Below are 24,135 nucleotides of genomic sequence, written 5' to 3' on the forward strand. Positions count from 1 at the left end.
CGGAAGGCAGGGCACGGATGAAGGTTTCGGCAGGGGCGCTCGCCCTCGCATTGCTGGGCTCGGCGGCGGCCGCTCAGGACAAGCCCCTGGTCATCCCGCAGGTCGAAGGTGCCAAGCAGGGCCGCATCGTCGGCCGGGCCATCGCTTGCGGCGTCGCGCAGGAGCGGACCGGCCCCGTCGTCACGCAGAACCGCCAGCGGATGCTGGCCCGGGTCGGCGCGGCCTTCACCGAGGATCGCTATCTGCCGGAGCTCGAGCGGGCGATCGCCTTCGAGACCAGCCTACCGAAACCCTCCGAGAGCTCCTGTGCCAAGGCCATCACGGCGTTCGAGGCTCTGGAGACGCTCAAGTAGGCCGTCGACCGCCGGAATGGGTGAGAGAATCTTAACTCTCCGAGCGCAGGCTTTCCGCAGTGGGACATTATCCCACACTACGAAGGCCTCTCGATGAGCACGATCTCGGCAGCCAGCCAAGCCTATCCGTCACCCAAGCAGCGCATCCTCGACAGCATCTCGAGCAAGGTCAGCGCCGGCAGCATCAGCAGCACCGACCAGAGCGCCCTCGACAGCGCGGTCGAGTCCATCGACAGCAGCCTGACGAGCAATGGCTCGGTCTCTCCGAGCAGCCTCGACCCCTCCGATCTGAAGAGTCGGATCGACGGCCTGATCTCCCAGCAGGTGGACAGCGGTACGCTGACCAGCGACCAGGCCGACACCCTCAAGCAGGTGCTTTCGCAAGGCCACGGTGGTCACGGCGGCCATCATGGCGTCGGCGGTGCCGGCGGCCCCCCGCCCGGTCCGCCCCCGGCCGATGACGGTTCGGATGATTCCGATAACTCGGACGATCCCTTCGCCACCGCACTGAACGGGACGAGCACGACATCTTCGACCAGCGACTCGGCTGGCGACCTGCTGTCGAGTTTCATGAAGCAGCTGCAGGAATCGCAGAACCAGTCTAGCGCCTACGGTGCCAACGGCAGCACTGGCGGAAACCGCTCCGCCAGCGCGATGCTCCTCGACTTCCAAGCTTGAGACGGTTCGTCCCGCTCATCGCAGGGGGGCGCGCCCCTTCCCGGATCACCTTTCGCTGCCGCTCCAGGCGTCCGGGAATTGAGTGCTGTGCTAGCTGATGGAGGCGCCGTTCTCGGCGTCTCCAGCCGCTGAAATCAGAGCAGGCCCTGAGCCTTCGCCAGGGCGACGAGGTCCTTCTGCGGACGTGCGCCGATATGCTCGATCACCTCGGCTGCGGCGAGCGCTCCGAGGCGCGCGCTGGCGACGTGATCCAGCCCGCGGGCATGCCCGGCGAGGAAGCCGGCCGCGAACAGGTCGCCCGCGCCGGTCGTGTCGACCACCTCGTGGACGGGTGAGGCCGGCACGGCCTTCACCTCGCCGCCCTTCACCACCAGCGCACCGTCGGCCGAGCGCGTCACGAGGCCGAGCAGGTGCCGGCCCTTCGCGTCGCGCTCGTCGCGCAGGGCCTTGATCGCGGCCTCGGCGTCGTCGGTCTGGTAGAGGCTCTTCAGCTCGCCGAGATTGGCGAACAGGATGTCGATGCTGCCGTCGCGGATCAGCCCCAGGAACTCGTCGCGGTAGCGGCCGACGCAGAAGGCGTCGGAGAGGGTCAGCGCCACCGCGTTGCCGGCGCCGTGCGCGATCTTCACGGCCTTGCGGAACGCATCCTTGGCCTCCGGCGGATCCCAGAGGTAGCCCTCGAGATAGGTGACGCGGGCGCTCTTCACAGTCGCCTCGTCGACATCGGCCGGCGAGAGCTTCTGGCAGGCCCCGAGATAGGTGTTCATGGTGCGCTCGCCGTCGGGCGTCACCAGGATGAAGCAGCGTGCGGTGGCTGGCCCGTCCGTGGCGGCGGCCACGTCGAAGCGCACGCCCGTCGCGCGAAGATCGTGGGCGAAGAGGCCGCCGAGTTCGTCGTCGCGGACCTTGCCGATGAAGCCGGTTTTGGCGCCGAGAATGGCCGCGCCCGCCGCGGTGTTGGACCCTGAGCCGCCCGAGACCACCGTCGTCTGGCCCATGGCTCCGAAGAGTTCTTCGGCCCGTGCCTCGTCGATCAGCGCCATCGCGCCCTTCGGCACGCCCTGCTTGGCGAGGAAGTCCTCGTCGGTGCGGGCGATCAGATCGACGATGGCGTTGCCGAGGACGAGGAGATCGAGGGGGTGGGACATCGGGCCATCCGGTCTGTCGGTCGGTATGACTCGGGCTGTCGCATCGCCGCGATGGGGCGTCAACCGAACACGGAGTTGGGCCCGAAACGAAAAAACCCCGCCCAGTGAAGGGCGGGGTCTTGGTGTCCGTCTCGGATTGCGTTCAGGCGGCCCGCACGGTGACGAGGAAGCGGTTCACCTCGTCCGTCAGCTGCTCGGCTTGCCGCGACAGCTCGGAGGCTGCGCCGAGAACCTGGCTCGCGGCGGCGCCGGTCTCGTCGGCGGCGGTGGCGAGGCCGGCGACGTTGCTGGTGACGTCGCTGGTGCCCATGGCGGCCTGGGCGACGTTGCGCACGATCTCCTGCGTGGCGGCGCCCTGCTCCTCGACGGCGGCGGCGATCGAGGTGGCGACGCCGCTGATTTCCTCGATCCGCGCAGTGATCGAGCTGATCGCGGTCACGGCCTGGCTGGTCGAGCCCTGGATCTGATTGATCTGGCTGCTGATCTCCTCGGTGGCGCGGGCGGTCTGACCGGCCAGTTCCTTGACCTCTGAGGCCACCACCGCGAAGCCGCGGCCGGCCTCGCCGGCACGGGCCGCCTCGATGGTGGCGTTGAGGGCGAGCAGGTTGGTCTGGGCGGCAATGGTCGAGATCATGGCCACGACGTCGCCGATGCGGGTGGCGGCGCTGCTGAGTTCCTTCACCAGGGCGGTGGTCTGACCGGCCTCGGTTACGGCCGCGCGGGCGAGGTCCGCCGAACCGCCGACCTGGCGGCCGATCTCCTGAACCGAGGCACCGAGCTCTTCGGCCGCTGCGGCGACGGTGTTGACGTTGGAGGCGGCCTCTTCAGCGGCGGCGGCAACGGAGCCGGACTGGCCCGCCGTCTGGCTCGCGGTGGCGGTCATGGTCTGCGCGGTCGCCTGCAACTCGGTGGCCGAGGAGGACACCATGCCGACGATGCCGCCCACGGCGCGCTCGAGGCCGTCGGCCAGGGTCCGCATCGTGTGCTTGCGCTGTTCCTCGGCGCTGGCGCGGGCCAGAGCCGTCTCCTCTTCGAGGGCGCGCATGCGCAGCAGGCCGTCCTTGAAGACCTGGACCGCTGCGGCGATGGTGCCGATCTCGGTCTTCTCCTGCTGATGGGGCACGTGGACCGTGAGGTCGCCGGCGGCGAGCGCCTGCATCGGCTTCACCACGGAGGCGATGCCGCTGCTCACCTGATGGATGATCAGGCCGGCCGAGAGAACTGACAGGACGAGGCCGAGGATCACAGCGCCGACGCCGAGCTCCCAGGTCGTGTCGAAGACGTCCGCGCTGCGCTTGGCCGCGGCGGCGGCTCCGTCGTTGTTGATCGTCACGAGCTTGCCGAGTTCGGCCGACGCGATGCGGCGCGGGCCGATGCCCTTGTTTTCGTAGAGCGCGAACGCCTCGGCCTTCTGGCCGCTGCGCGAGAGCTGCAGGATGCTCTCCCGGACGATCTCGAACTGGCCCAAAGCCGCGACGAAGGCGTCGTAGGTGCTCTTCTCCTCCGGCGAAGCGATCATGCGGGCGTAGTCGGCCCGGGTGTCGGCCAGGATCTTGGCGAACTTGTCCATGTCCTTCTCGATGGCGGCGACGAGCGCCGGATCGGTGGCCTGCGTGTGGCGGAGAAGGAGCGCGCTGGAGCGCGCCGTGTAGGTGTCGATCACGCCCAGCGCGCGGATGCTCGGCAGCCAGTTCGTCTCGGTCTGAATGCTGTTCTCGCGCAAGCGCTGCGCGCCGATGATGCCGAGACTGCCGAGGCCGACGACGAAGGCCGTCAGCAGCGCGAAAGCGGCGATCAGCTTGGAGCGGATGGAGAATTTCTGGAGCGACACGTCGAACCTCGGATGACAGCCGGTCGGATCGGGTGCGTGCGGCTGCTTAATCCCAGTCTTTGATCCTCAATTGTTAAAAAGTGGTCCTTTGGTGAAGGGTTGGTGCATGGTCGACAGGCATTTCGCGCGATAAGACCGCAGCCATTTTCCGGCTCGTGCAGTTTTGTCACGGGTGGGCGGACGAGCGGAGGACGGCATGGCGAACCCGGGCGACGTCGGCCATGGTCGTGACGAGGCCGATGGCGAGACCGTCTCGCCATCGCGCAGGCGCTTCCTCTCCCGAGGGACGGCGTTGGTCGGCGGCGCGATGGCAGGCGGACTCGCGGCGGAGACGGCCCTCGCCGAAGACCCGAATGGCCCACCCAATGTTCCGGAATGGATGAAGGCGCCGGGCGCCGATACCGGCGCGCAGCCCTACGGCGCGCCCTCGCCCTTCGAGAAGCACGTCGTCAAGAACATCCCGAAATCGCTGAAGCAGTACACCTCGGCCTCGGTGCGCACGCCGCTGCAGGATCTCGACGGGATCATCACGCCCAACGGCCTGTTCTACGAACGCCACCATGGCGGCGTGCCTGCGATCGATCCGGCGCAGCACCGGCTGATGATCCACGGCCTGGTCGAGCGGCCGCTGATCCTGACCATGGAGGACATCCGGCGCTTCCCCTCGGAATCGCATGTCTACTTCCTCGAATGCTCGGGCAATCCCGACTTCAAGGCGATCCAAGCCGGGAAGACTGCCTCCGACCTCGTCGGGCTGGTGAGCTGCGCCGAATGGACCGGCGTGCGTCTCAAGACCGTGCTGGAGGAGGCCGGGCTCAAGCCGGGGGCGAAATGGGTCGTCGCGGAGGGCGCGGATTCCGCTGGCCTGACCCGCAGCATCCCCATCGAAAAATGTCTCGACGATGCGCTGCTGGTCTACAGCCAGAACGGCGAGCGCCTGCGGCCGCAGCAGGGCTATCCGCTGCGCGTGTTGCTGCCCGGCTTCGAGGGCAACATGAGCGTGAAGTGGCTGCGCCGCCTCAACGTCACGGACGAGCCGGCCTATTCGCGCGAAGAGACCGCGAAATACACCGATCTGATGCCGGACGGCACGGCGCGGCAATTCACCTTCATGATGGAGGCGAAGTCGATCATCACGCGGCCATCGGGCACGCAGCGGATCGCGCGCGGCTTCAACGAGATCACGGGCATCGCCTGGAGCGGTCGCGGGAAGATCACTAGGGTCGAGATCTCGGTCGATGACGGCAGGACCTGGCAGGATGCGGGGCTGCAGGCGCCGGTGCTGAACAAGGCGCTGACCCGGTTCCGCCTGCCCTGGAGCTGGAACGGCGAGCCCGCCATCATCCACAGCCGCGCCACCGACGAGACCGGCTACGTCCAGCCGAGTTTCGACGCGCTGACCAAGGCGCGCGGCATGAACTCCTTCTATCACGACAACGCGGTCATCCCCTGGCGCATCGCGGCGAGCGGAGAGGTCTCCAATGGCTATCCGAAGGCTTGAGATTGCCGCCGCGCTGATCCTGGCGCTGGCCGGATCGGCGCAGGCCGAGGGTCGGTACGGGCTCGGCCGCCCGGCGAGCGAGGCCGAGATCGCGGCCTGGAACATCGACATCGACCGGGACGGCAGGAAGCTGCCCGCCGGCAGCGGCAGCGTTGCCCATGGCCGTGAGGTCTTCGCCGCACAATGCGCCTCTTGCCATGGTGAGACGGGCGAAGGCGGGCTCGGTGACAAGCTGGTCGGAGGCAAGGGCACGCTCGCCTCGGCCAAGCCGGTGAAGACGGTGGGCAGCTATTGGCCCTATGCGCCGACCTTATTCGACTACGTCCACCGCGCCATGCCGATGAACGCGCCGCAATCGCTCGGCAACGACGACGTCTACGCCGTGGTCGGCTACCTGCTGAACCTCAACGGACTCGTGCCGGACGGCGCGGTTCTCGATGCTAAGTCGCTCTCCGCGGTGCGGATGCCGAACCGCGACGGCTTCGTCCCCGACCCGCGGCCCGACGTGCGCTGAACTCGGGCTCGCCTATTGCTGCAGCGACTTCGCTTCGCAGCCGGCATACTCGCTGCTCGCCTTCACGTAGGCATTGAGCTTCTGGATGTAGGCCTCGGCCAGCGGCCGGAAGGCCTGTGCCTGCAGGTTGTAGGCTTTCACGGCGTCGTTGAAGCTGTAGGCCTCCCAGCCAGGGCAGCCGCCCTTGGCATCGAGGCAGGCCGGCTTTTCCGGAAGCTTCGGCTTTTCGGGCTTCACTTCGGCCGTCGGCGGCACGGGGGGCGTGCAGCCAATCGGCGCGGCGAGCGCCGTGCCATGAGCGACCGCCCAGGCTGCTAAAACTGCCACTGTCATCGCTCGCGCGGTCTGCATCGAACTCACTCCCGTCGGCCCTCGAGGCGTCTTTCGCCGGGGCGTGTGGCAGGATTCGGGTGCGGGCGCAGCCCCGCTCGACCTAGACGCCCTCCGTCCAAAGCAATGGCCGATGCCAGGCTTGTCCGAGGCGGGGCGCGATGCTGTAGAAGGCGCCGCTTCACAAGGGTCCGCGTTCATGGCCAAGGCTGCTTCCGCCTCCGTCGAGGATCTCACCGAAGAGGGTGCCAAGGCCCGCCATGCCACCCTCTCGGCCGAGATCGCCGAGGCCGACCGGCTCTACCACGGCGAGGATGCGCCGGAGATCTCGGATTCGGATTACGATGCCCTGCGGCGTGAGCTGGAGCAGATCGAGGGGCGTTTCCCCGATCTCGCCGGAACGGGCGAGGCCAGCGCCTCCGTCGGCGCGAAGCCGTCCTCGAAATTCGAGAAGGTGAAGCATGCCGTGCCGATGCTCTCCCTCGGCAACGCTTTCGCCGAGGAGGAGGTCGAGGAGTTCGTGGCGCGGGTGCGCCGTTTCCTGAACTGGCCGGAAAGCGAACCGCTGGCCTTCACGGCCGAGCCGAAGATCGACGGTCTGTCGCTGTCCCTGCGCTACGAGGACGGGAAGCTCGTCACGGCCGCGACGCGCGGAGACGGCGAGGTCGGCGAGAACGTCACGGCGAATGCCCTGACGATCGACGACATCCCAGAGACCTTGAAGGGCGAGCCGCCCGGCATCTGCGAGGTGCGCGGCGAGGTCTACCTGTCCCACGAGGACTTCGCCGGCATCAACGCGCGGCAGGAGGCGGCCGGCAAGCCGCTCTTCGCCAACCCGCGCAACGCGGCGGCCGGGTCGCTCCGCCAGCTTGATCCGAGCATCACGGCCTCGCGGCCCCTGCGCTTCTTCGCCTATGCCTGGGGCGAGGTGAAGCCGGCCTTCGAGGGCACGCAGTCGGTGGTGCTGGAGCGCTTCAAGTCTTTCGGGCTGACCGTGAACCCGCTCACGGTCCGCTGCGAGACGGCGGCCGAGCTGATCGCGCACTACGAAAAAATCGGGCGGCAGCGGGCCGATCTCGGCTACGACATCGACGGCGTCGTCTACAAGGTCGACGACCTCGCCCTGCAGAAGCGCCTCGGCTTCGTCTCGCGCTCGCCGCGCTGGGCGCTGGCGCACAAATTCGCAGCGCAGGAAGCCTTCACCACGCTGGAGGCCATCGACATCCAGGTCGGCCGCACCGGCTCGCTCAACCCGCTGGCGAGATTGAAACCGGTCACGGTGGGCGGCGTGGTGGTGTCCAACGCGACGCTCCACAACGAGGGCTACGTCCAGGGCGTCGGCGGCGACGGCGAGCCGATCCGCGAGGGCCGCGACATCCGCGAAGGCGACACGGTAATCGTGGTGCGGGCCGGCGACGTGATCCCGAAGGTGCTGGACGTGGTGCTCGACAAGCGCCCGGCCGATGCAAAGCCCTTCGTGTTTCCTGACCATTGCCCGGCCTGCGGCAGCAAGGCCGTTCGAGAGCTGAATCCGCGCACGAAGAAACTCGACGCGATCCGGCGCTGCACAGGCGGCCTGATCTGCCCGGCGCAGGGTGTCGAGCGGCTGAAGCACTTCGTCTCGCGCAACGGCTTCGATCTCGAAGGGTTCGGCCAGACCTATATCGAGGTGCTGTTCGAGGCCGGCCTGGTGAAGCAGCCGGCGGACCTGTTTCGGCTCCAGTTCGAGCCGCTGAAGGCTGCGATCGTCGCCCGCCGGGAGGAGTTGTCGGCGCAACGGCGCGGTGAGGACGAAGCCGCGCCGAAAAAGGCGGCCAAGAAGAAAGGCGACGACGAGGACAAGGCGATCAAGAACCTGCTCGCCTCTCTCGATGCGCGCCGGATGATCCCGCTCAACCGCTTCCTGTTTGCGCTGGGCATTCCGCATATCGGGGAATCGACGTCCAAGGCGCTCGCCAAGCGCTTTTCGGATATGCAGGCGCTGAAAGTTGCGCTCGATGCCGCCGCAGAGGCCCAGGCCGGCCCGGATTGGCTGGAGCTCTCGGCGATCCCGCGCATCGGTCCCGGCACACGCGACAAACTGCTCGCCGATGTCGAGGCCACGCCGGGCGAAGCCTTGAAAGGCCAGTCGACGGGTGCCCGCCTGCGCGCGCGGCTGACCGCGAGCCAGGGCGAGGCGCTCCTGACGCATTACAAGGACGCCGAGACGGCGGAGGCGGCCCTCGAACGGGCGGCCGGGCAAAAGCCGGGCGAGGCCTATCACCTATTTTCCGACGACGGCGAGATCGGGCCAGTCGCGACGGATTCGCTGATCCAGTTCTTCTCGGAGACGCACAACGCCGACGCGGTCGCCGCCCTGCTCGACGAGGTGAAGACCGAGAAGCTCGCCGCCGCCACGTCTTCCGCCGCCTTCTCAGGCAAGACCGTGGTCTTCACCGGAACGCTCGAAAAGATGACGCGAAGCGAGGCCAAGGCCACGGCCGAGCGCCTCGGCGCGAAGGTCTCGGGCTCGGTGTCTGCGAAAACCGATCTCGTCGTGGCCGGTCCCGGCGCGGGCTCGAAGGTCAAGGATGCCGAGAAGCACGGGGTAAAGGTGATCTCGGAGGACGACTGGCTGGCGATGCTGGCGAGCGCCTGAGCCGGGACGGTCAGAACTCCATGTCGAGCTCTTCGATCTCGTCCGGCTCCTCCGCGGCGGCCTGCGTCCATTCCGCCAGGAGATCCCATGCGAGGATGGTGTCTCGGTACGTCTCCGCGATGAAGGGCAGCGGCACGTCGTAGGTGCGGAAGCGCGTGCAGACGGGGGCGTACATCGCATCCGCCAGCGTCGGGCGCGCGCCGAACAGGTACGGGCCGCCGGAGCGGCCGAGGCAATCCTCGACGATCGCGACGATGCGCTCGATGTCGCCCCGGGCGCCGTTGAAGATCCGGAAGCCGGGGATGTGCGCCCGCAGGTTCATCGGCAGCGCCGAGCGCAGGTTGATGAAGCCGCCATGCATCTCGCCCGAGACCGCGCGGCAGCGAGCCCGGTCGGCCACCGACTCCGGGAGGAGGGCCGCACCCGGATAGGTCTCGTTGAGATATTCCCCGATCGCGAGGGCGTCCCATACGGCGACCGGGCCGTGCGTGAGCCGCGGCACCAGGAACGACGGCGACAGGTGTAGGAGTTCGGCCCGGGTGGAGGAATCCGAGCCCGACAGGAGTTCGACCTCGAAGTCGAGCCCGGCCATGCGACAGAGCAGCCAGCCTCGCAACGACCACGAGGAGTAGTTGCGGCTGGAAATCGTGAGCGTCGCGTCCGCCATCACCCTCGTCCCACTGAATCGGTCCCACTGACACGGCATCCAAGAGTCGTGCCGCGGCATGGCTCGAGGCCGACGCCGGGACGATCGTGCGCTGGACGGGGGAGAGGATGCGAGAGGATGTCCTGGCCTTTGGTTAGTTCAATACAGGTGCCCTTTCGGTTGGGTTTCGAAATTCGCGCTGTAGAACAACCGTTTACCGTCGATTGGATATATGAGGCATTTTTGTTTCACTGACTCTAAATCATGGTGGAGTTGTACCTTTAGCCGGTTGCGAAGAACTCGCACGCCCGTAACCCTTGCTCCCCCGCTGCTGCGCTCATCCGAGCGTCGGCATGTCGGATCATCGCGGACGCGCCGGGAGTTGCGGATCTGATGATGTACCGTGCGTTCGATGCCCAGTCGGACTTCGCCCAGCAGACACGCAACTGGGGGCGGATGCTGAACCAGGTGGTCTCGCCCTGGGCGGGCACGCCGTTCCGCGACCAGGCGAACTGGTGGTCGGCCGGCGCGCGCATGATGATGCGCGCGGGCCTGACCTTCGCCCGGCCCGATTACGGGATCCACTCGGTCACGGTCGGCAACCGCGAGGTGCCGGTGATCGAGGAGGCGGTGGTGGCCACGCCCTTCGCCACCTTGCTGCGCTTCCGCAAGGACATCGCCAGCCCGCAGCCGAAGGTGCTGGTGCTCGCGCCGCTCTCGGGGCATTTCGCGACGCTGCTGCGTGGCACCGTGCGCACCTTGCTCGCCGACCACGATGTCTACATCACTGACTGGCACAACGCTCGCGACGTGCCACTCTCCGAGGGCGAGTTCGGCTTCGACGACTACGTCGACCACGTCGTGCGCTTCCTGGAGACGATGGGCGAGGGCTCGCACCTCGTCGCCGTCTGTCAGCCGGCCGTGCAGGCGCTGGCGGCTTCGGCCGTCATGGCCCACACCAAGAACCCGGCCCAACCGCGCAGCATGACGCTGATGGCCGGCCCGGTGGATTGCCGCATCAGCCCGACCTCGGTGAACGAGCTCGCCACCTCGAAGCCGATCGAGTGGTTCGAGAAGAACCTGATCGCCACGGTGAGCGACCGCCATAAGGGCGCCGGCCGCCGGGTCTATCCCGGCTACATGCAGGTCTCCGCCTTCGTGGCGATGAACGCCCAGCGCCACAGTCAGGCCCACCAGGACCTGTTCTGGCATTACGTCAGCGGCGACGCGGACAAGGCGCGCGCGGTCGAGAGCTTCTACGACGAGTATTTCGCCGTGCTCGACCTCACCGCCGAGTTCTACCTCGAGACGGTCAAGACGGTGTTCCAGGACTACACCCTGGCTCGCAACGCGCTGACCTATCGCGGTGAATCGATCGACATGCGCGCGATCCAGCGCACCGCGCTGATGACGGTGGAAGGTGAGCGCGACGACATCTGCGCGGTGGGCCAGACCATGGCGGCGCACGATCTCTGCGCCAGCCTGCCGCCCCATATGCGCAGCCACCACCTCCAGGCCGGCGTCGGCCATTACGGTGTCTTCTCGGGGCGCAAATGGGAGGCGCAGACCTATCCGCTGGTCCGCAACTTCATCCAGTCCCACGCCTGAGAGCCGAGCCCTGCACGGGATGCCGGGGACGGTTCCGCCGGCCAGCTTGCCGCAGGCGACCCGCCCCCGTATACTCTTGCGCTCTATGCCCTGTTGAAGAGTGAGCCCTCAGCCCGCCGATGTCCGATCTGGTGCAGCTTCAGGCCGTGTTGAATGCACGTCCGTCATCCGTTCCGAGCGAGGCTCCGGGCCGTCGTGGTTGCCCGCTGTCCGATCTGCGTGACCGGCTGCGCCGGGCGGGCCTGCGCCCGACCCGTCAGCGCCTTTCGCTCGGCTGGCTGCTCTTCGGACGCGGCGACCGCCACCTGACCGCGGAAATGCTCTACGACGAGGCGATGCGCGCCAAGGTGCCGGTCTCGCTCGCCACCGTCTACAACACGCTCCATCAGTTCACCGAGGCCGGTCTTCTGCGCCAGCTCGCGCTCGACGGGTCGAAAGCCTATTTCGACACCAACCCGAGCGAGCACCATCACTTCTTCCTCGAGGAGGAGGGTGAGGTGATGGACATGCCGGAATGCGGCATCTCGGTCGAATCCCTGCCGAATGCCCCCGAGGGCATGGAGATCGCCGGCGTCGAGGTGATCGTGCGCCTGCGTCGCCGGGGAGCCTCCGGCCGCGCCTGATCCGATCGGGTAACAAGAATATCGAAAGGGCCGGCGAGGGATCGCCGGCCTTTTTCGTATCTTGCCGGTTCAGCCGTCATTGTGAGCGCAACGAAGCAATCCAGGGCCAACGGGCAAGCGTCGCGGGTCTGGCTCTGGATTGCCTCGGCTTCGCCTCGCAATGACGCGGAGCCGTATCAGTCCAAGGTCTCGTTCGGATAGACGCCCCAGAGACGCTCCTGGCGGATGTAGCCGTCGACGTCGCCACGGCTCTGCGGCAGCGCCACGATGACGCGGCACCACGTGCCCGTGCAGGTCTTTACGCTGCCGATGACGCCGGGTTCGAGTTTGGCCTCTTCCGTCGAGCCGGTATCGGCACGCGCCAGCAGCGGCACGGTCGGCGTGGCCTGGGCGCCGGCCGGCGGCGTGACGACGGCGGTGCGCCGGCCCGAGAGCAGCGAGTGCAGCACCCAGCCCTCGGTCCCCTCGGAATCGCGGATGCGACGCCAGGTCTCGAATTCGGCGATGATCTCCACCGGCAGCCCTGCCCGGCGATAGACCCAGAGCGTGCGGTTGTCCTTCGACGGACCCTCGCGCAGGTTGACCCGGTCGGTCTTCAGGCTGGCATAGCGGGGCAGCGGCAGCTTGGTCGCGCGCCCGCCCTCGGGGGGGGCGGCGCTCACGGGGCCGAGGCCGGCGAGGAGGAAGGCGAGGGAAGTCCCGAGAATCGCGTTGCGCATCATCGATCGTCCTTAGCTCGTCGCCCGGAGCCACGGGAGCTTGGCCCGCATTGTCTTCCGACCTCTCTCTGATAGAGAAACCGGGAAGATGTGCGGCGGAGCGTGGTCCGAGGCGCGTCGGCCGATCGCTCCATCTGGCCGTGTCACGGTTAACGGAGCGTAAGCCCAGGCGCTGCAGAACCCGCCGAACGCGTAACGAGTGCCCTCACGGGAGGAACCATGTCGTCGTTGAAGCGCAAGCCTCTGGTGGTGGTGACGCGTCGCCTGCCGGAAGCGGTCGAGGCGCGGATGCGCGAGCTGTTCGACACGCGCCTCAACGCCGAGGACGCGCCGCTCTCTCAGGAGGCCCTCGTCGCGGCGCTCCGCGAGGCCGACGTGCTGGTGCCCACCGTCACCGATGAGATCGATGCCGGGCTGCTGGCCCAGGCCGGCCCCAACCTCCGGCTGATCGCCAATTTCGGCAACGGCGTCGATCATATCGACGTCGGCACGGCTTTGGAGCGCGGCATCACCGTCACCAACACCCCGGGCGTCCTCACCGAGGACACCGCCGACATGACCATGGCGCTGATCCTGGCCGTGGCCCGCCGGGTCGCGGAAGGCGCGCGCATCATCCCGGAAGACGATTGGAGCACCGGCTGGTCGCCGACCTGGATGCTCGGCCGCCGCATCACCGGCAAGCGTCTCGGCATCGTCGGCATGGGCCGCATCGGTCAGGCCCTAGCCAAGCGCGCCAAGGCGTTCGGCCTGTCGATCCACTACCACAACCGCCGCCGGGTCCCGACGGCCATCGAGCAGGGTCTCGACGCCACCTACTGGGAATCTCTCGACCAGATGTTGGCGCGCGTCGACGTGGTCTCGGTGAATTGCCCGCACACGCCAGCCACCTATCATCTGCTTTCGGCGCGCCGCCTGAAGCTGATGAAGCCCGAGGCGATCGTCGTGAACACCGCTCGCGGCGAGGTGATCGACGAGAATGCCCTCGCGCGCCTGATCGAATCCGGCGACATCTCGGGCGCCGGCCTCGACGTGTTCGAGCAGGAGCCTGCGGTGAGCCCGCGCCTCGTCAAGCTCGCCCGCGCTGGCAAGGTGGTGCTGCTGCCCCATATGGGCTCGGCGACCCACGAGAGCCGCACCGACATGGGCGAGAAGGTCATCATCAACATCAAGACCTTCATGGACGGCCACCGGCCGCCGGACCGCATCCTTCCGAGCATGCTCTGAGGCGGGGCGCTTCATCCGCTCAGGGCGCGACCCCGTAGGACTGCCCAAAAGGATCAGGCGATGGCGGATGACAGCGAACTCGACCGGACGATCGCGCCGCTGATCGCGCTGGCGCAGGATGTCTTGAACGGCAACGGGTCCGCGGCCTCGCTGCAGGACGTGTCCGAGGAGGACTGGCAGACCCTGCTCGGCAAGGTCGCAACCCAGGCGCAGGAGAACGGCCTCGGCTTGCCGCTCGGCTGGCAGGAGTCCCTGAGCCGCTACCGAGATCGGCAGCGGCTGCAGGCAGATGTCGACGACACCCGTCTCGCGGAGCAGGGCGAGGTTTTTGGCCGGGAAGACGACGCCTGACGTCGGGGGCGTTCAGCGCTCCGCGACGGCGATGAGCGCGGTCGAGGGGATCGGCAGGATCGGTCGCGTTCCCGCCATCCGCCGCGCTTCAGCGACGACCGCCTCCTTGTCCTCGGCAGTCAGGCCGGCCCAGTCGGGGGACATGCCGAACAGCGTGTCGGGCTCGTCGAGCATCGCGATATCGAGCTCGTAGTCGAAGACCGCACGCTCGATCCGCGGAGCGTGATACCCGGCGGCTACCAGTTCGCGGGCGAAGGCATCTGGCTCGCCGAGCGCCATCACCCCCTCGGGCATCGCCATGGTCTCGCGCTCGGGGAAGAGCTTTCGGCGGATCTGGCCGAGCAGCAGAAACGTCGCGGCGCCGCGCTCCTGCCATGTCGCCACGACACCATGGCCGCCGGGCCGCGTCACACGGGCCATCTCGGCGAGCCCCCGGCGCCAGTCCGGGAACATGATCACGCCGAAGATCGAGAACACGGCATCGAAGCCGGCATCGGGCAGCGCCAGATCCTGTCCATCCATGACCTTGGCATCGACGTTGGGCAGCCCCGCCGCAGCGACGCGGGCGACCATGCCGGGCGAGAAGTCGACAGCGAGAACCTGCGCTCCCGTCCGTGCCGCGGCGAAGGCGAGGGCGCCGGTTCCCGTGGCGACGTCGAGGACGCGGCTCTGCGCAGTCAGCGGCACCCGCGCGAGCGCGGCTTCGGCGAAGCGCGCCGTGAAGGGATGGGCGGTGCGCTCGTAGTGCTCGGCGGCCTTGTCCCACCGGTCGGGGTTCTCGAATTCGCGCAAGGCGGACGCTCCATGAATCACGTAACTTAATAAGTAGCGTGATAGGCCATGGTTGCCAATCCGCAGGTCCGGCGTGAAGGATCGTGTCGTGCGTAACGACAGCCGCCTTTCCCGAACGCTCCACGTGCTGCTTCACATGGCGCGCCGCGACGGACCGATGACCTCCGAGGTGATCGGGCAGATGCTCGGGACGAGCCCCGTGGTCGTCCGCCGCACGATGGCGGGCCTGCGAGAGGCCGGCTACGTGAGATCGGAAAAGGGGCATGGCGGCGGATGGACCATCGCCGCCAACCTCAGTGACGTCTCGCTTCTCGACGTCCATCGTGCCGTCGGCGGTCCACGCATCTTCGCGATCGGCAGCGACCATCCGAACCCCGATTGCGCGGTCGAGAAGGCGGTCAACGCAGCGTTGGAGGACACGCTGCGCGAGGCCGAGGCCTTGCTCATCGCGCGGTTGGGCGCGGTCAGCCTCGCCGAGCTGGTGCGCGGCTTCGACGTCCAATGCGATCCGAGCGGGCCAGCGGCCGCTTCCCGGTGCGGATGACCGATGGCTAACGGATGGACGTGGCGGATGGCGCCTCAAGCAGCGCCTTGCGGCTCAAGCCCTTGTGCACATGGACCATCAGCGCGATGCCGAAGAGCGGCACGGCGAGGTTCACGATCGGCACCACCATCAGCCCGGCCAAAGCCGCTCCGGCCGTGAGCGTCGTGACGTTGAAGTGCCGGCGCATCTCCTGCGCCTCGGCGATCGGCCGGAATCGGCTGGCGGCGGCCTCGAAATACTCGCGGGCGAGCAGGTAGGCATTGGCGCCGAAGAAGGCGACGAGGTTCACGCCCGGCACGAAGATCAGAAGCAGCGCGACGAGGTTCACCAAGAGCGCTAGGCCGGCGAAGCGCAGCGCATAGAGCAGGGCCTGCCCCCAGGGCAGCGGGCGGCCGGGCGGGTCGTTCGGAAAGTCGGTGCGCTCGACGATGGCGGCGGCGTCGTCGAGGAAGAAGCCCGCCACCAGGATCGAGACCGCTGGCATGATGTAGGCCAGCGCCACAAACAGCCCGGCCCCTGCCAGGAAGAACGCGATGGTGTCGAGGATCGGATAGTCCGCCGCGATGTGGTGGCTCGACTGGAACCACTGGATCAGCCGCGTCAGCGCGAACCAAACCACGATCAGCAGGCCCAGGGTCAATGCCAGCGATTTCAGGAGGATCGCCCGCATGGCCGGCGAGAAGACCTGCCGCAGGGCCGCGGCGGCGGCTTTGATCAGCATCGTGGGTCCGGATGTGCAACGACGTCGCGAAGGGTTCTCGCCGCATGGCGAGATCTGCGCAAGGGAGGGTCCTTTTGCGGACCCGGGCGTTCTCCTCGCGAATGGATGGAGCCGAGCATGCCGAGACATGCCGCCTTGCTGATCGCGGGCACCCTGCTGGCCTCGCCGGCCATGGCGCATGAGGTCGGCGCCTGGGCCGGCGCGAGCAACGCCCCCGCCGAGCGCTCCGAAGTCGCGGTCGCGGCGATCGACGGGAAGGCCTACGTGGTCGGCGACTACAACGGCGCGACCGAGCTGCTGATCTACGATCTCGCCGCGGATCGCTGGAGCCGGGGCGCGCCGTTTCCCTATCCGGTCCACCACACCATGGCGGTCGGGCAGGGCGGCCTGATCTTCGTCTTCGGCGGCTATGTGAATGGCTGGGAGGCCACCGACAAGGTCTGGGCCTACGATCCAAAGGCGGATTCCTGGACGCCGCGCGCCCCGCTGCCCTCGGCCCGCGCGGCCGGCGGCGCCACGCTGCTCGACGGCAAAATCCACGTCGTGGCCGGCAGCGTCTCGGGCCGCAAGAACACGCCCCTGCATGAGATCTACGAACCCGCGACCGATCGCTGGAGCAAGGCTGCGCCGCTGCCGACGCCGCGCGACCACCTCTCCGTCCAGGCGATCGGAGGCAGGATCGTCGCCGTGGGCGGTCGCATCGATGGCGATCCCGGCAAGAATCTCGCGACCAACCAAGTCTATGATCCGGCCGGGGATGCCTGGGGCGAAGCGGCCCCGCTCCCCACGGCGCGCAGCGGCACGGCTTCCACCGTGCTCGGCCAGGACGTCTACGTCATCGGCGGAGAGTCCAACCGCAAGACCTACGACGAGGTCGAGGCCTTCGACCTGCCGAAGAACTTCTGGCGCAGCCTCGCGCGGCTGCCGACGGCCCGGCACGGTTTCGGCGCGGTGACCTATGACGGGCGGATCTACACGATCGTCGGAAGCCCGAAGCCGGGTGGGTTCAAGTCGGGCACGGTGGAGGTGTTCGATCCGAGGGCGGGTTCGACGACGCGCTAAGATCCCCACCAAACCCCGTTATTCTGGGGCTCGCCGTAGGCGAGAACCCGGAATCCACGACTGGCCGCCACGGAGTGTCTGGGCCGCGCATCACGGGTAGATTGCCCGCCTTCGGCGTGCCCCTTCGGGTCCGGGATCCGCTTCGCGGCCCCGGAATGACGGGTCGGGGGGCATCGGCTCGATGCGCTTGCACAGGGCACAGCGCAGACATGCCGTTCGATGGACCTGCGAAATTCGCCATCCGTCGCTAGTTTGAGCTTATGCTGCGCTGCAAAATGGGCTGCTCGTGACGAATTCCTCCTCCATCTGCTGTGACGACGCCTCGACGGCCACCGCCGAGCGCGAGGTCCACCCCGCGCTCGTCATCTTCGCGCTCGCGGTCGGCGGCTTCGCGATCGGGACGACCGAATTCGCCTCGATGAGCCTGCTGCCGGAATTCGCGCCCGCGCTCGGCATCGACGCGCCCACCGCCGGCCATGTGATCAGCGCCTATGCGCTGGGCGTCGTCGTCGGCGCGCCGGTGATCGCGGTGCTGGCCGCGCGCATGGCCCGGCGGACGCTGCTCGTCGGCCTGATGCTGATGTTCGCCGTCGGCAACCTGCTCTCGGCCCTGGCACCGAGCTATGGGGCCATGATGGCCTTCCGGTTCTTCGCCGGTCTGCCGCACGGGGCGTATTTCGGGGTGGCCATGCTGCTCGCTGCCTCGCTGGTGCCGCGCGAAAAGCGGTCGCAGGCGGCCGCGAAGGTGCTCACAGGCCTGACGGTCGCCACCGTCGTCGGCGTGCCGCTAGCCAATGCCGTCGGCCAGCTCTTCGGCTGGCGCTGGAGCTTCGGCATCGTCGCCGGGCTGGCGCTGCTGACGGCTGCGCTGGTGCGGCTCTACGCGCCGCTGGGCGCGCCGATCGCGGGAGCCAGCCCGTTGCGCGAACTCGGCGCGCTCAAGCGCGGGCAGGTCTGGCTGACGCTCGGCATCGGCGCAGTCGGCTTCGGCGGCATGTTCTCGATGTACACCTACCTCGCCTCGACCATGCTCTCGGTCACGCAGGTCTCGCCGGCCCTGATCCCCGTGGCGCTCGCCGTCTTCGGCGCCGGTCTCACGGTCGGCAACCTCGCCTGGGCCTGGATCGCGGACCGCTCCGGCAAGCTGATGCTCTCGGCCGGGGCGACGCTGGTCTGGAGCGCCGTCGTGCTCGCTCTCTACCCCGCCGCGACCGCGAGCCTCTGGACGCTGCTACCGGTGGTGTTCCTGATCGGCAGCGGCGGCGGCCTCGCCACCATCCTTCAGACGCGTCTGATGGACGTAGCCGAGGACGCGCAGACGCTGGCCGCCGCGCTGAACCACTCCGCCTTCAACGTCGCCAACGCCCTCGGGCCGTGGCTCGCCGGGCTCGCCATCGCCGCCGGCTTCGGGCTGCCGGCGACGGGCTGGGTCGGCGTCGCCCTGGCGCTGGGTGGGCTGGCGGTGTGGGCGGTCTCTCTGGCGCTCGATCGCGGCAAGACCACCTTCGCTGCCTGACAGGTGGTTGGGGATCGTTGACTGACGATACCCAGGCGTTGACCGTTTCCGACCCGACGACCAGGAGAGCGCTAAGCAAAGAAGCGCAGCGCCGATAGCGATGCACGCACGGCTATCTTTCATCGTTGAAGAAGCGCATCCTGCCTCATCACCGGCCGAGAACGACAGGCTCCGGTGACTGAGGGCCAAGTGCTCCCGCCTGCAGGGTTCGGGAGATCACGTGGCCAGGATCGATATCCACCGGACATCCTTGAGTCAGCCGAGCAGCCCGGCCGTTTCGGCCATCTGCTTCTGTATGCCGTGGCTGCCGGGTGCGGTGCGGCCAGTTCCACAATCACAGATCGGGAGTGACGATCATGGCTACGGAAAAGCAGCGCGGCAGTCGTGAGGCGAAGAAGCCGAAGAAGCCCGTCGTGAAGATGAATGCCTCTGCACCGTCGACGAAGAATCTCGTCAGCGACACTTTGAAGTCCGCCGGACGAAAGTAAGCGCGAGAGCGCTCGATCGCACTGAGGGGCCGCCTCGATCGCAGCAGTTGCGCAACGATGCGGCCTCTCGTTCAGCCGGCTGATGAGGCACTTCAGACAGTAGCTGAATCGCCGGCTTCGATTTCTTGGCAGTTTTGGACCAGCACGAATGCGAATTCTCGTCGGCTGCGAGATGACCTACGATTTTCAGTATCCGACAACGCTCATCGCGATGCTCAATGTTCACTCATCGCGGTTTTCTGACCTTGAGCGGCCGGATTATATCCTGACGACGCCATCCGTACCGCTCGAAGGATATCGTGACAGCTTCGGAAATTGGTGCACGCGCCTGGTCGCGCCGGCCGGCCGACTGACGCTGAAGACCGATACGGTCGTGCGCGATCACAGCGAGAATGAAACACCGCCCGACACGAGTGCGACCGAGGCGTTCGCCTCGATGTTGCCGACGGACACGCTGCTCTTCCTTCTCGGGAGCCGGTATTGCGAGACGGATCGGCTCTCGGACATTGCCTGGAATCTTTTCGGAAGCCTGCCGCCAGGGTGGTCGCGTGTGCAGGCCATCTGCGACTACGTGCATGATCGGATCACGTTCGGATACGAACACTCGCGGCCGACGCGTACCGCCGCAGAGGTCTTCGAGGAGCAGCGAGGCGTGTGCCGCGACTATGCTCACCTCGCGATCGCCTTTTGCCGATGCCTGAACATCCCGGCACGTTACTGCACCGGTTATGTCAGCGACATTGGCTTGCCGCTGCCGCATTCACCCGGCGATTTCGCGGCCTGGATGGAGGTTTTCCTGGGCGGACGCTGGCACATGTTCGACCCGCGGAATAACAGCCCGCGCATCGGCCGAATTTTGATTGCATACGGTCGCGATGCTGCCGACGTGCCGCTGACGCTCACCTTCGGGCCAAACTCGCTCGTCAATTTTCTGGTTACGACTGAAGAGGCGCCCGCCATCGCGCGTTAAGGTCGGCTTCTTGTCGTTCTTTTTCGGCTGCTTCAATGGGCGTGTACGTCTCGAGCTAAATTTTCATGATTGCTACACTTGCGGCTTTTTCGGCGCCCGCACCTTGTCTCAAGGATGCGCAAATGGAGGACGATAAAATACTGATTGCGTCGGTTCTGATGCCTTCGTAATCAAGAGTTCGATCAAAATCTTTGATTTGCTTAGCGTAATACGAATTAGGATAGTGTTGATCGACGTACTTCTGAGTCAGGCGCATTGCCAGGCGATACTTTTCGTCGAAATCGCGGCCTCCAAAAGTAGATTCATCAGCAAAAGTGCCATTTTCGATCGCATCGGCTCGATTTTCATTCAAATTTTTACTTCGAGCGGATTCTTTTCGCCGCCGAATCTGATCTGTCAGCCAGGAGATAATTTTCATTGCCGACTCTCAAATTTTGATGGCGCGCAAACATTTATTCTATCGATCTAGTGCGCGGATCATAAAACTGCACACGAGCAAAAATATTTATTCCGACTCAGGGATACATATCGATATGCATTCCAACGAACGCACATCATCGATCATCTAGCGCTAGGCACGAGCGGCATACGACCGATCGAGCCGCATGTGTCATCGCTGTTGCAGCACGTAGACGAGAAACCCGCAGCTCTCGATCGGATGGTCAGCGCCGCGCGGAACGCTCAATCGCCAGGCGTCCACTCAATGTTCGGTCGCTGGGCCAGCATTCGCTCAAAGTAGCCGGCAACCGCCTGTGCCCCGTCCGAATGCATCATTGCGACCGGATGCGCGAGATAAGCGCGGGCGAGGTCGCGCGGTAAGCGGCCAGACTGAAAAGCACCGAGCACCTCATCGATAAAAGCGTCATTCGCTTCGTTGAAGTCGTTCGACAGCTTCTTACGGTCGTTCAGTGCTTTAATTGCCATGCATTGGTCCTAGCGTATCCAAGATGGAGATCAGGCCAACGCCATGGGATGTCGAGATGGTCGACCCTTGTAGCGGCTCTCGAGGCGTGAGCAGCCGTCGTGCCTCTTGCGATGCTGGAGGTTGACCTGTCCGCCTGGCGTGTAGACGCCTGCGGTCGCCACGGCACCGTGGCATTCCGGGCACCGCTTCGGATTGTCCCGATGGATCTTGTGGGCCACCGACACAGGCATTGCTACCCAGGCGCCATCAACCTGGACATCGCAGAATGGTGAGGTTCGCTGGGTCATGAGCCTCTATGGCAGGCGAACCGCAAGACTTGGTTAACGGAACGGAAAAGTCCGGTGCAGCGGGCGCTGGCCGGTCGGTTCAAGTCCGTCCGATGACGCTCAGTTCGGGTTGCTGCCTCCACCGGCATCGCCGGTTGCGGATGACGACGCGCCGCGTCCGTCGGCGCAAGCAGCAATGGTGAGGTTTTTCGTCTCCGCTTACGACTGACCGCTGCGCCGCGCCGCCACGGTGGCCAGCGCCGCGAAGTCCAATTCTCCGTCGCCGTGGCTGATCGCGTCGATGAGGTTGTCGCGGAGCACGCTGGCGAAGGGCATGGTCACGCCCGCGCCCTCTGCCGCCGCGAGGACGAGGCGGATGTCCTTGGCGCCGAGCCGCAGGGTGAAGCCCGGCGGCTCGTAGCGGTCCTCCGCGATCAGCGCGCCGTAGTTCTTGTAGACCGGCGAGGCGAAGAGCGTGGTGTTGAGCAGGTCGAGCAGCGACTGCTTCGAGACGCCGTGCCCTTCCGCAAAGGCGGAGGCCTCGCCCATGGCCTCGATGGCCGAGACGATCATGAAGTTGCCGGCGAGCTTCACGGCGTTGGCGGCCGAAGGCTCAGAGCCGAAGCGCCAGGTCCTGGTGCCCATCGCGTCGAGCAGCGGCTGTACCTTGGCAATGGCGGTTTCGTCGCCTGCCGCGACGATGTTGAGCGCCGCGTTCGCCGCCGCATCCGGCCGGCCGAAGACGGGGGCGGCGACATAGGCGATGCCGGCCTTCTCGTGCAGGGGCGCCAGCTCCTTCGCGAGGGCGACAGCGACTGTGGACATGCTGACATGCACGGCCGGGCGCTCGGCGGCCTCGAGCAGGCCGCCCTCGACGATCACCGAGCGCAGGGCCGCGTCGTCGGCGAGCATGGTGATCGCGGCGTCCCCGCGGAACGCCTCGGCCGCCGTGGCGACAGGGGTCGCGCCCGCGATGCCCTGCGCGGCCTCCGGCGATCGGTTCCAGACCCGGACGGTATGGCCCGCCTTCACCAGGTTGGCGGCCATGGCCTGGCCCATGCGGCCGAGCCCGAGAAATCCGACATCCATGCTCATGCCTGCCTCAGTGATTGCCGCGGTCGACGCGAGACGCGCCGGGGCTGCGTGGGATAGGAGCGGGTCGGCCCCGCGCGGGAGATAGGGCGCCGCCCCGCCCCCGTCGCCATCGGAGACCCTCCCGGAACGCATGACCGACACCCCACCCGACGGCCTGCCGATCCGCGAGCGTCTGCTCGCCCTGCTCGCGATCGCCCTGGCGATGACGCTCGCGGTGCTCGATGGCGCGATCGTGAACGTCGCGCTGCCGGCCATGGCCAAGGATCTCGCCGTGCGGCCGGACCAGGCGATCTTCCTGGTCAACGGCTACCAGATCGCCGTCACCGCCGCCCTGCTGCCGCTGGCGGCGCTCGGCGACGGAATCGGCTACCGCAAGGTCTATCTCGCCGGCCTCTCAGTCTTCACCGTCGCCTCGGCCGCCTGCGCCTATGCGCCCAACCTCGATCTGCTGATCGTGGCGCGGATCGCGCAGGGGCTCGGCGCAGCCGGCATCATGAGCGTGAACATCGCGCTGGTGCGCTTCATCTACCCGGCGCGGCTGATCGGGCGCGGCGTCGGCAACATCGCGCTCATCGTCGCCGTCGCCTCCGCCGCGGGGCCGACGGTGGCCGCCGCGATCCTCTCGGTCGCGACCTGGCACTGGCTCTTCCTGGTGAACCTGCCCGTGGGCTTGGCGGCCCTGCTCGTCGGAGCGCGCACGCTTCCCTACACACCGACGAGCGGGCGCCGCCTCGACATCCCGAGCAGCGTCCTCAACGCCCTGACCTTCGGCCTCGTCATCATCGGCGTCGACGGGCTCGGCAGCGCCGAGAGCCGTCCGCTCGCCCTCGCCGAGCTCGGCGCGGCCCTCGTGATCGGCACCGTCTTCGTGCGCCGCCAGCTCGCCCTGCCGGCGCCGCTCTTGCCGGTGGACCTGCTTCGCATCCCGGCCTTCGCTCTCTCGATGGCGAGTTCGATCTGCGCCTTCTCCGCCCAGATGACCGCCTTCGTGGCGCTGCCCTTCTACCTGCAGGACGTGCTGCATCTCTCGGCGACGCAGACCGGGCTGCTGATGACACCCTGGCCGATCGCGGTGGCCGCGATCGCGCCCTTCGCCGGGCGGCTCTCCGACCGCTACCCGCCGGGGCTGCTCGGCGGGATCGGCCTCGCTACGATGGCCGCCGGGCTCACGGGCGTGGTGCTGCTGCCGGCCGATCCGTCGCCCCTCGACATCGCCTGGCGGCTCAGCCTGACCGGCCTCGGCTTCGGGTTGTTTCAGTCGCCCAACAACCGTCTGATCATCACCAGCGCCCCGCCAGAGCGCAGCGGCGGTGCGAGCGGCATGCAATCGACCGCGAGACTGACCGGCCAGTCGCTCGGCGCGGCGCTCGTCGCGGTGCTGTTCGGGATCACCCATGCCGACGGAGCGGGCGGCAACCCGGCCCATGCCGTTCTGTTCTCGCTCAGCGCCGCCATCGTCCTGGCCCTCACGGGCACGCTCACCAGCGTCCTCAGGAAACCGCTGCCCGCAAAGTCGTGACGCCGCCATGGCCGATCGATGGGGCCGTTCCTACGTTGCAGGTGCGAGCGGGCGAGACCTTCAAAACGACGCG

The 24,135-nt window shown here is 67.2% G+C and carries 25 protein-coding genes; 15 read left to right on the forward strand and 10 right to left on the reverse strand.

Features of this window, described 5'->3' with window-relative positions:
• Positions 1-17: 17 nt before the first annotated feature.
• A complete protein-coding gene (locus GGR33_RS02900) occupies positions 18-353 on the forward strand; it encodes a hypothetical protein (protein ID WP_246412739.1) in 336 nt (111 codons plus the stop codon).
• A gap of 93 nt (positions 354-446) precedes the next feature.
• The gene (locus GGR33_RS02905) at positions 447-1,031 is read left to right on the forward strand and encodes a hypothetical protein (protein ID WP_183501855.1); all 585 of its coding nucleotides are present in this window, start codon (positions 447-449) and stop codon (positions 1,029-1,031) included.
• Positions 1,032-1,165: 134 nt separating this feature from the next.
• On the opposite strand, the gene GGR33_RS02910 is transcribed toward GGR33_RS02905, so the two are convergent.
• Positions 1,166-2,179 (reverse strand): adenosine kinase, encoded by a 1,014-nt coding sequence (locus tag GGR33_RS02910; protein WP_183501856.1) that lies wholly within the window; start codon positions 2,177-2,179, stop codon positions 1,166-1,168.
• A 142-nt stretch (positions 2,180-2,321) separates the two neighbouring features.
• A complete protein-coding gene (locus tag GGR33_RS02915) occupies positions 2,322-4,010 on the reverse strand; it encodes a methyl-accepting chemotaxis protein (protein WP_183501857.1) in 1,689 nt (562 codons plus the stop codon).
• Positions 4,011-4,206: 196 nt separating this feature from the next.
• On the opposite strand from GGR33_RS02915, the gene soxC reads away from it, so the two are divergent.
• Positions 4,207-5,511 (forward strand): sulfite dehydrogenase, encoded by a 1,305-nt coding sequence (gene soxC, locus GGR33_RS02920; RefSeq protein ID WP_183501858.1) that lies wholly within the window; start codon positions 4,207-4,209, stop codon positions 5,509-5,511.
• On the forward strand, positions 5,492-6,025 hold the full coding sequence (locus tag GGR33_RS02925; RefSeq protein ID WP_183501859.1) for a c-type cytochrome: 534 nt from the start codon (positions 5,492-5,494) through the stop codon (positions 6,023-6,025). Before soxC ends, GGR33_RS02925 begins: the two co-directional genes overlap by 20 nt.
• A gap of 12 nt (positions 6,026-6,037) precedes the next feature.
• Here GGR33_RS02925 and GGR33_RS02930 read toward each other — a convergent pair whose 3' ends face one another.
• On the reverse strand, positions 6,038-6,376 hold the full coding sequence (locus GGR33_RS02930; RefSeq protein ID WP_246412741.1) for a hypothetical protein: 339 nt from the start codon (positions 6,374-6,376) through the stop codon (positions 6,038-6,040).
• A 178-nt stretch (positions 6,377-6,554) separates the two neighbouring features.
• Here GGR33_RS02930 and ligA point away from each other — a divergent pair, with 178 nt between their 5' ends.
• Entirely contained in the window at positions 6,555-8,993 is a 2,439-nt protein-coding gene (gene ligA / locus GGR33_RS02935; RefSeq protein WP_183501860.1) for an NAD-dependent DNA ligase LigA, read from the forward strand.
• 10 nt (positions 8,994-9,003) lie between these two features.
• Here the strand turns inward: ligA and GGR33_RS02940 are convergent, their stop codons facing one another.
• Positions 9,004-9,660, reverse strand: coding sequence for a glutathione S-transferase family protein (locus tag GGR33_RS02940; RefSeq protein ID WP_183501861.1), 657 nt, complete (start codon positions 9,658-9,660; stop codon positions 9,004-9,006).
• 372 nt (positions 9,661-10,032) lie between these two features.
• Here GGR33_RS02940 and GGR33_RS02945 point away from each other — a divergent pair, with 372 nt between their 5' ends.
• Both GGR33_RS02945 and irr read left to right on the forward strand, forming a co-directional pair.
• On the forward strand, positions 10,033-11,247 hold the full coding sequence (locus GGR33_RS02945) for a polyhydroxyalkanoate depolymerase (RefSeq protein ID WP_183501862.1): 1,215 nt from the start codon (positions 10,033-10,035) through the stop codon (positions 11,245-11,247).
• A 119-nt stretch (positions 11,248-11,366) separates the two neighbouring features.
• On the forward strand, positions 11,367-11,870 hold the full coding sequence (gene irr, locus GGR33_RS02950; RefSeq protein WP_183501863.1) for a Fur family transcriptional regulator Irr: 504 nt from the start codon (positions 11,367-11,369) through the stop codon (positions 11,868-11,870).
• A 176-nt stretch (positions 11,871-12,046) separates the two neighbouring features.
• On the opposite strand, the gene GGR33_RS02955 is transcribed toward irr, so the two are convergent.
• Positions 12,047-12,589 (reverse strand): SH3 domain-containing protein, encoded by a 543-nt coding sequence (locus tag GGR33_RS02955; protein ID WP_183502165.1) that lies wholly within the window; start codon positions 12,587-12,589, stop codon positions 12,047-12,049.
• A gap of 219 nt (positions 12,590-12,808) precedes the next feature.
• Here GGR33_RS02955 and GGR33_RS02960 point away from each other — a divergent pair, with 219 nt between their 5' ends.
• Positions 12,809-13,813, forward strand: coding sequence for a 2-hydroxyacid dehydrogenase (locus GGR33_RS02960; protein WP_183501864.1), 1,005 nt, complete (start codon positions 12,809-12,811; stop codon positions 13,811-13,813).
• Between the two features lie 60 nt (positions 13,814-13,873).
• Positions 13,874-14,164 (forward strand): hypothetical protein, encoded by a 291-nt coding sequence (locus GGR33_RS02965; RefSeq protein WP_183501865.1) that lies wholly within the window; start codon positions 13,874-13,876, stop codon positions 14,162-14,164.
• 12 nt (positions 14,165-14,176) lie between these two features.
• On the opposite strand, the gene GGR33_RS02970 is transcribed toward GGR33_RS02965, so the two are convergent.
• Positions 14,177-14,956, reverse strand: coding sequence for a class I SAM-dependent methyltransferase (locus GGR33_RS02970; protein WP_183501866.1), 780 nt, complete (start codon positions 14,954-14,956; stop codon positions 14,177-14,179).
• Positions 14,957-15,044: 88 nt separating this feature from the next.
• Between GGR33_RS02970 and GGR33_RS02975 the strand changes: the two genes are divergently transcribed.
• Positions 15,045-15,500 (forward strand): Rrf2 family transcriptional regulator, encoded by a 456-nt coding sequence (locus GGR33_RS02975; RefSeq protein ID WP_183501867.1) that lies wholly within the window; start codon positions 15,045-15,047, stop codon positions 15,498-15,500.
• A gap of 7 nt (positions 15,501-15,507) precedes the next feature.
• On the opposite strand, the gene GGR33_RS02980 is transcribed toward GGR33_RS02975, so the two are convergent.
• On the reverse strand, positions 15,508-16,221 hold the full coding sequence (locus GGR33_RS02980) for a sulfate transporter family protein (RefSeq protein ID WP_183501868.1): 714 nt from the start codon (positions 16,219-16,221) through the stop codon (positions 15,508-15,510).
• A gap of 117 nt (positions 16,222-16,338) precedes the next feature.
• Between GGR33_RS02980 and GGR33_RS02985 the strand changes: the two genes are divergently transcribed.
• The 4 genes from GGR33_RS02985 to GGR33_RS02995 all read left to right on the forward strand — a co-directional run bounded on the left by GGR33_RS02985 (position 16,339) and on the right by GGR33_RS02995 (position 20,257).
• Complete coding sequence (locus GGR33_RS02985; protein ID WP_183501869.1) at positions 16,339-17,283, forward strand: Kelch repeat-containing protein; 945 nt, start codon at positions 16,339-16,341, stop codon at positions 17,281-17,283.
• Between the two features lie 304 nt (positions 17,284-17,587).
• Complete coding sequence (locus GGR33_RS02990; RefSeq protein ID WP_284211709.1) at positions 17,588-18,799, forward strand: MFS transporter; 1,212 nt, start codon at positions 17,588-17,590, stop codon at positions 18,797-18,799.
• Positions 18,800-19,155: 356 nt separating this feature from the next.
• Positions 19,156-19,287 (forward strand): hypothetical protein, encoded by a 132-nt coding sequence (locus GGR33_RS26190; RefSeq protein ID WP_281381073.1) that lies wholly within the window; start codon positions 19,156-19,158, stop codon positions 19,285-19,287.
• A gap of 148 nt (positions 19,288-19,435) precedes the next feature.
• Positions 19,436-20,257 (forward strand): transglutaminase-like domain-containing protein, encoded by an 822-nt coding sequence (locus GGR33_RS02995; protein ID WP_183501870.1) that lies wholly within the window; start codon positions 19,436-19,438, stop codon positions 20,255-20,257.
• A 55-nt stretch (positions 20,258-20,312) separates the two neighbouring features.
• On the opposite strand, the gene GGR33_RS03000 is transcribed toward GGR33_RS02995, so the two are convergent.
• The 3 genes from GGR33_RS03000 to GGR33_RS03010 all read right to left on the reverse strand — a co-directional run bounded on the left by GGR33_RS03000 (position 20,313) and on the right by GGR33_RS03010 (position 22,537).
• Positions 20,313-20,675, reverse strand: a complete 363-nt coding sequence (locus GGR33_RS03000) for a hypothetical protein (RefSeq protein WP_183501871.1) — start codon at positions 20,673-20,675, stop codon at positions 20,313-20,315.
• Positions 20,676-20,938: 263 nt separating this feature from the next.
• Positions 20,939-21,181, reverse strand: coding sequence for a hypothetical protein (locus GGR33_RS03005; protein WP_183501872.1), 243 nt, complete (start codon positions 21,179-21,181; stop codon positions 20,939-20,941).
• 486 nt (positions 21,182-21,667) lie between these two features.
• A complete protein-coding gene (locus GGR33_RS03010; protein ID WP_183502169.1) occupies positions 21,668-22,537 on the reverse strand; it encodes an NAD(P)-dependent oxidoreductase in 870 nt (289 codons plus the stop codon).
• Positions 22,538-22,673: 136 nt separating this feature from the next.
• Between GGR33_RS03010 and GGR33_RS03015 the strand changes: the two genes are divergently transcribed.
• Positions 22,674-24,062 carry an MFS transporter gene (locus tag GGR33_RS03015; RefSeq protein ID WP_183501873.1) on the forward strand — a complete coding sequence of 463 codons (1,389 nt, stop codon included), beginning with the start codon at positions 22,674-22,676 and terminating at the stop codon, positions 24,060-24,062.
• Positions 24,063-24,135 lie beyond the last annotated feature (73 nt).

The organism is Methylobacterium brachythecii (assembly GCF_014196345.1).
Lineage (GTDB): Bacteria > Pseudomonadota > Alphaproteobacteria > Rhizobiales > Beijerinckiaceae > Methylobacterium > Methylobacterium brachythecii.

Coding starts and splice junctions, on each gene's coding strand:
- GGR33_RS02900 (WP_246412739.1), top strand. CDS start 18: ATGAAGGTTTCGGCAGGGGCGCTCGCCCTCGCATTGCTGGGCTCGGCG.
- GGR33_RS02905 (WP_183501855.1), top strand. CDS start 447: ATGAGCACGATCTCGGCAGCCAGCCAAGCCTATCCGTCACCCAAGCAG.
- GGR33_RS02910 (WP_183501856.1), bottom strand. CDS start 2,179: ATGTCCCACCCCCTCGATCTCCTCGTCCTCGGCAACGCCATCGTCGAT.
- soxC (WP_183501858.1), top strand. CDS start 4,207: ATGGCGAACCCGGGCGACGTCGGCCATGGTCGTGACGAGGCCGATGGC.
- GGR33_RS02925 (WP_183501859.1), top strand. CDS start 5,492: ATGGCTATCCGAAGGCTTGAGATTGCCGCCGCGCTGATCCTGGCGCTG.
- GGR33_RS02930 (WP_246412741.1), bottom strand. CDS start 6,376: ATGCAGACCGCGCGAGCGATGACAGTGGCAGTTTTAGCAGCCTGGGCG.
- ligA (WP_183501860.1), top strand. CDS start 6,555: ATGGCCAAGGCTGCTTCCGCCTCCGTCGAGGATCTCACCGAAGAGGGT.
- GGR33_RS02940 (WP_183501861.1), bottom strand. CDS start 9,660: ATGGCGGACGCGACGCTCACGATTTCCAGCCGCAACTACTCCTCGTGG.
- GGR33_RS02945 (WP_183501862.1), top strand. CDS start 10,033: ATGATGTACCGTGCGTTCGATGCCCAGTCGGACTTCGCCCAGCAGACA.
- irr (WP_183501863.1), top strand. CDS start 11,367: ATGTCCGATCTGGTGCAGCTTCAGGCCGTGTTGAATGCACGTCCGTCA.
- GGR33_RS02955 (WP_183502165.1), bottom strand. CDS start 12,589: ATGCGCAACGCGATTCTCGGGACTTCCCTCGCCTTCCTCCTCGCCGGC.
- GGR33_RS02960 (WP_183501864.1), top strand. CDS start 12,809: ATGTCGTCGTTGAAGCGCAAGCCTCTGGTGGTGGTGACGCGTCGCCTG.
- GGR33_RS02965 (WP_183501865.1), top strand. CDS start 13,874: ATGGCGGATGACAGCGAACTCGACCGGACGATCGCGCCGCTGATCGCG.
- GGR33_RS02980 (WP_183501868.1), bottom strand. CDS start 16,221: ATGCTGATCAAAGCCGCCGCCGCGGCCCTGCGGCAGGTCTTCTCGCCG.
- GGR33_RS02985 (WP_183501869.1), top strand. CDS start 16,339: ATGCCGAGACATGCCGCCTTGCTGATCGCGGGCACCCTGCTGGCCTCG.
- GGR33_RS26190 (WP_281381073.1), top strand. CDS start 19,156: ATGGCTACGGAAAAGCAGCGCGGCAGTCGTGAGGCGAAGAAGCCGAAG.
- GGR33_RS02995 (WP_183501870.1), top strand. CDS start 19,436: ATGCGAATTCTCGTCGGCTGCGAGATGACCTACGATTTTCAGTATCCG.
- GGR33_RS03000 (WP_183501871.1), bottom strand. CDS start 20,675: ATGAAAATTATCTCCTGGCTGACAGATCAGATTCGGCGGCGAAAAGAA.
- GGR33_RS03005 (WP_183501872.1), bottom strand. CDS start 21,181: ATGGCAATTAAAGCACTGAACGACCGTAAGAAGCTGTCGAACGACTTC.
- GGR33_RS03010 (WP_183502169.1), bottom strand. CDS start 22,537: ATGGATGTCGGATTTCTCGGGCTCGGCCGCATGGGCCAGGCCATGGCC.
- GGR33_RS03015 (WP_183501873.1), top strand. CDS start 22,674: ATGACCGACACCCCACCCGACGGCCTGCCGATCCGCGAGCGTCTGCTC.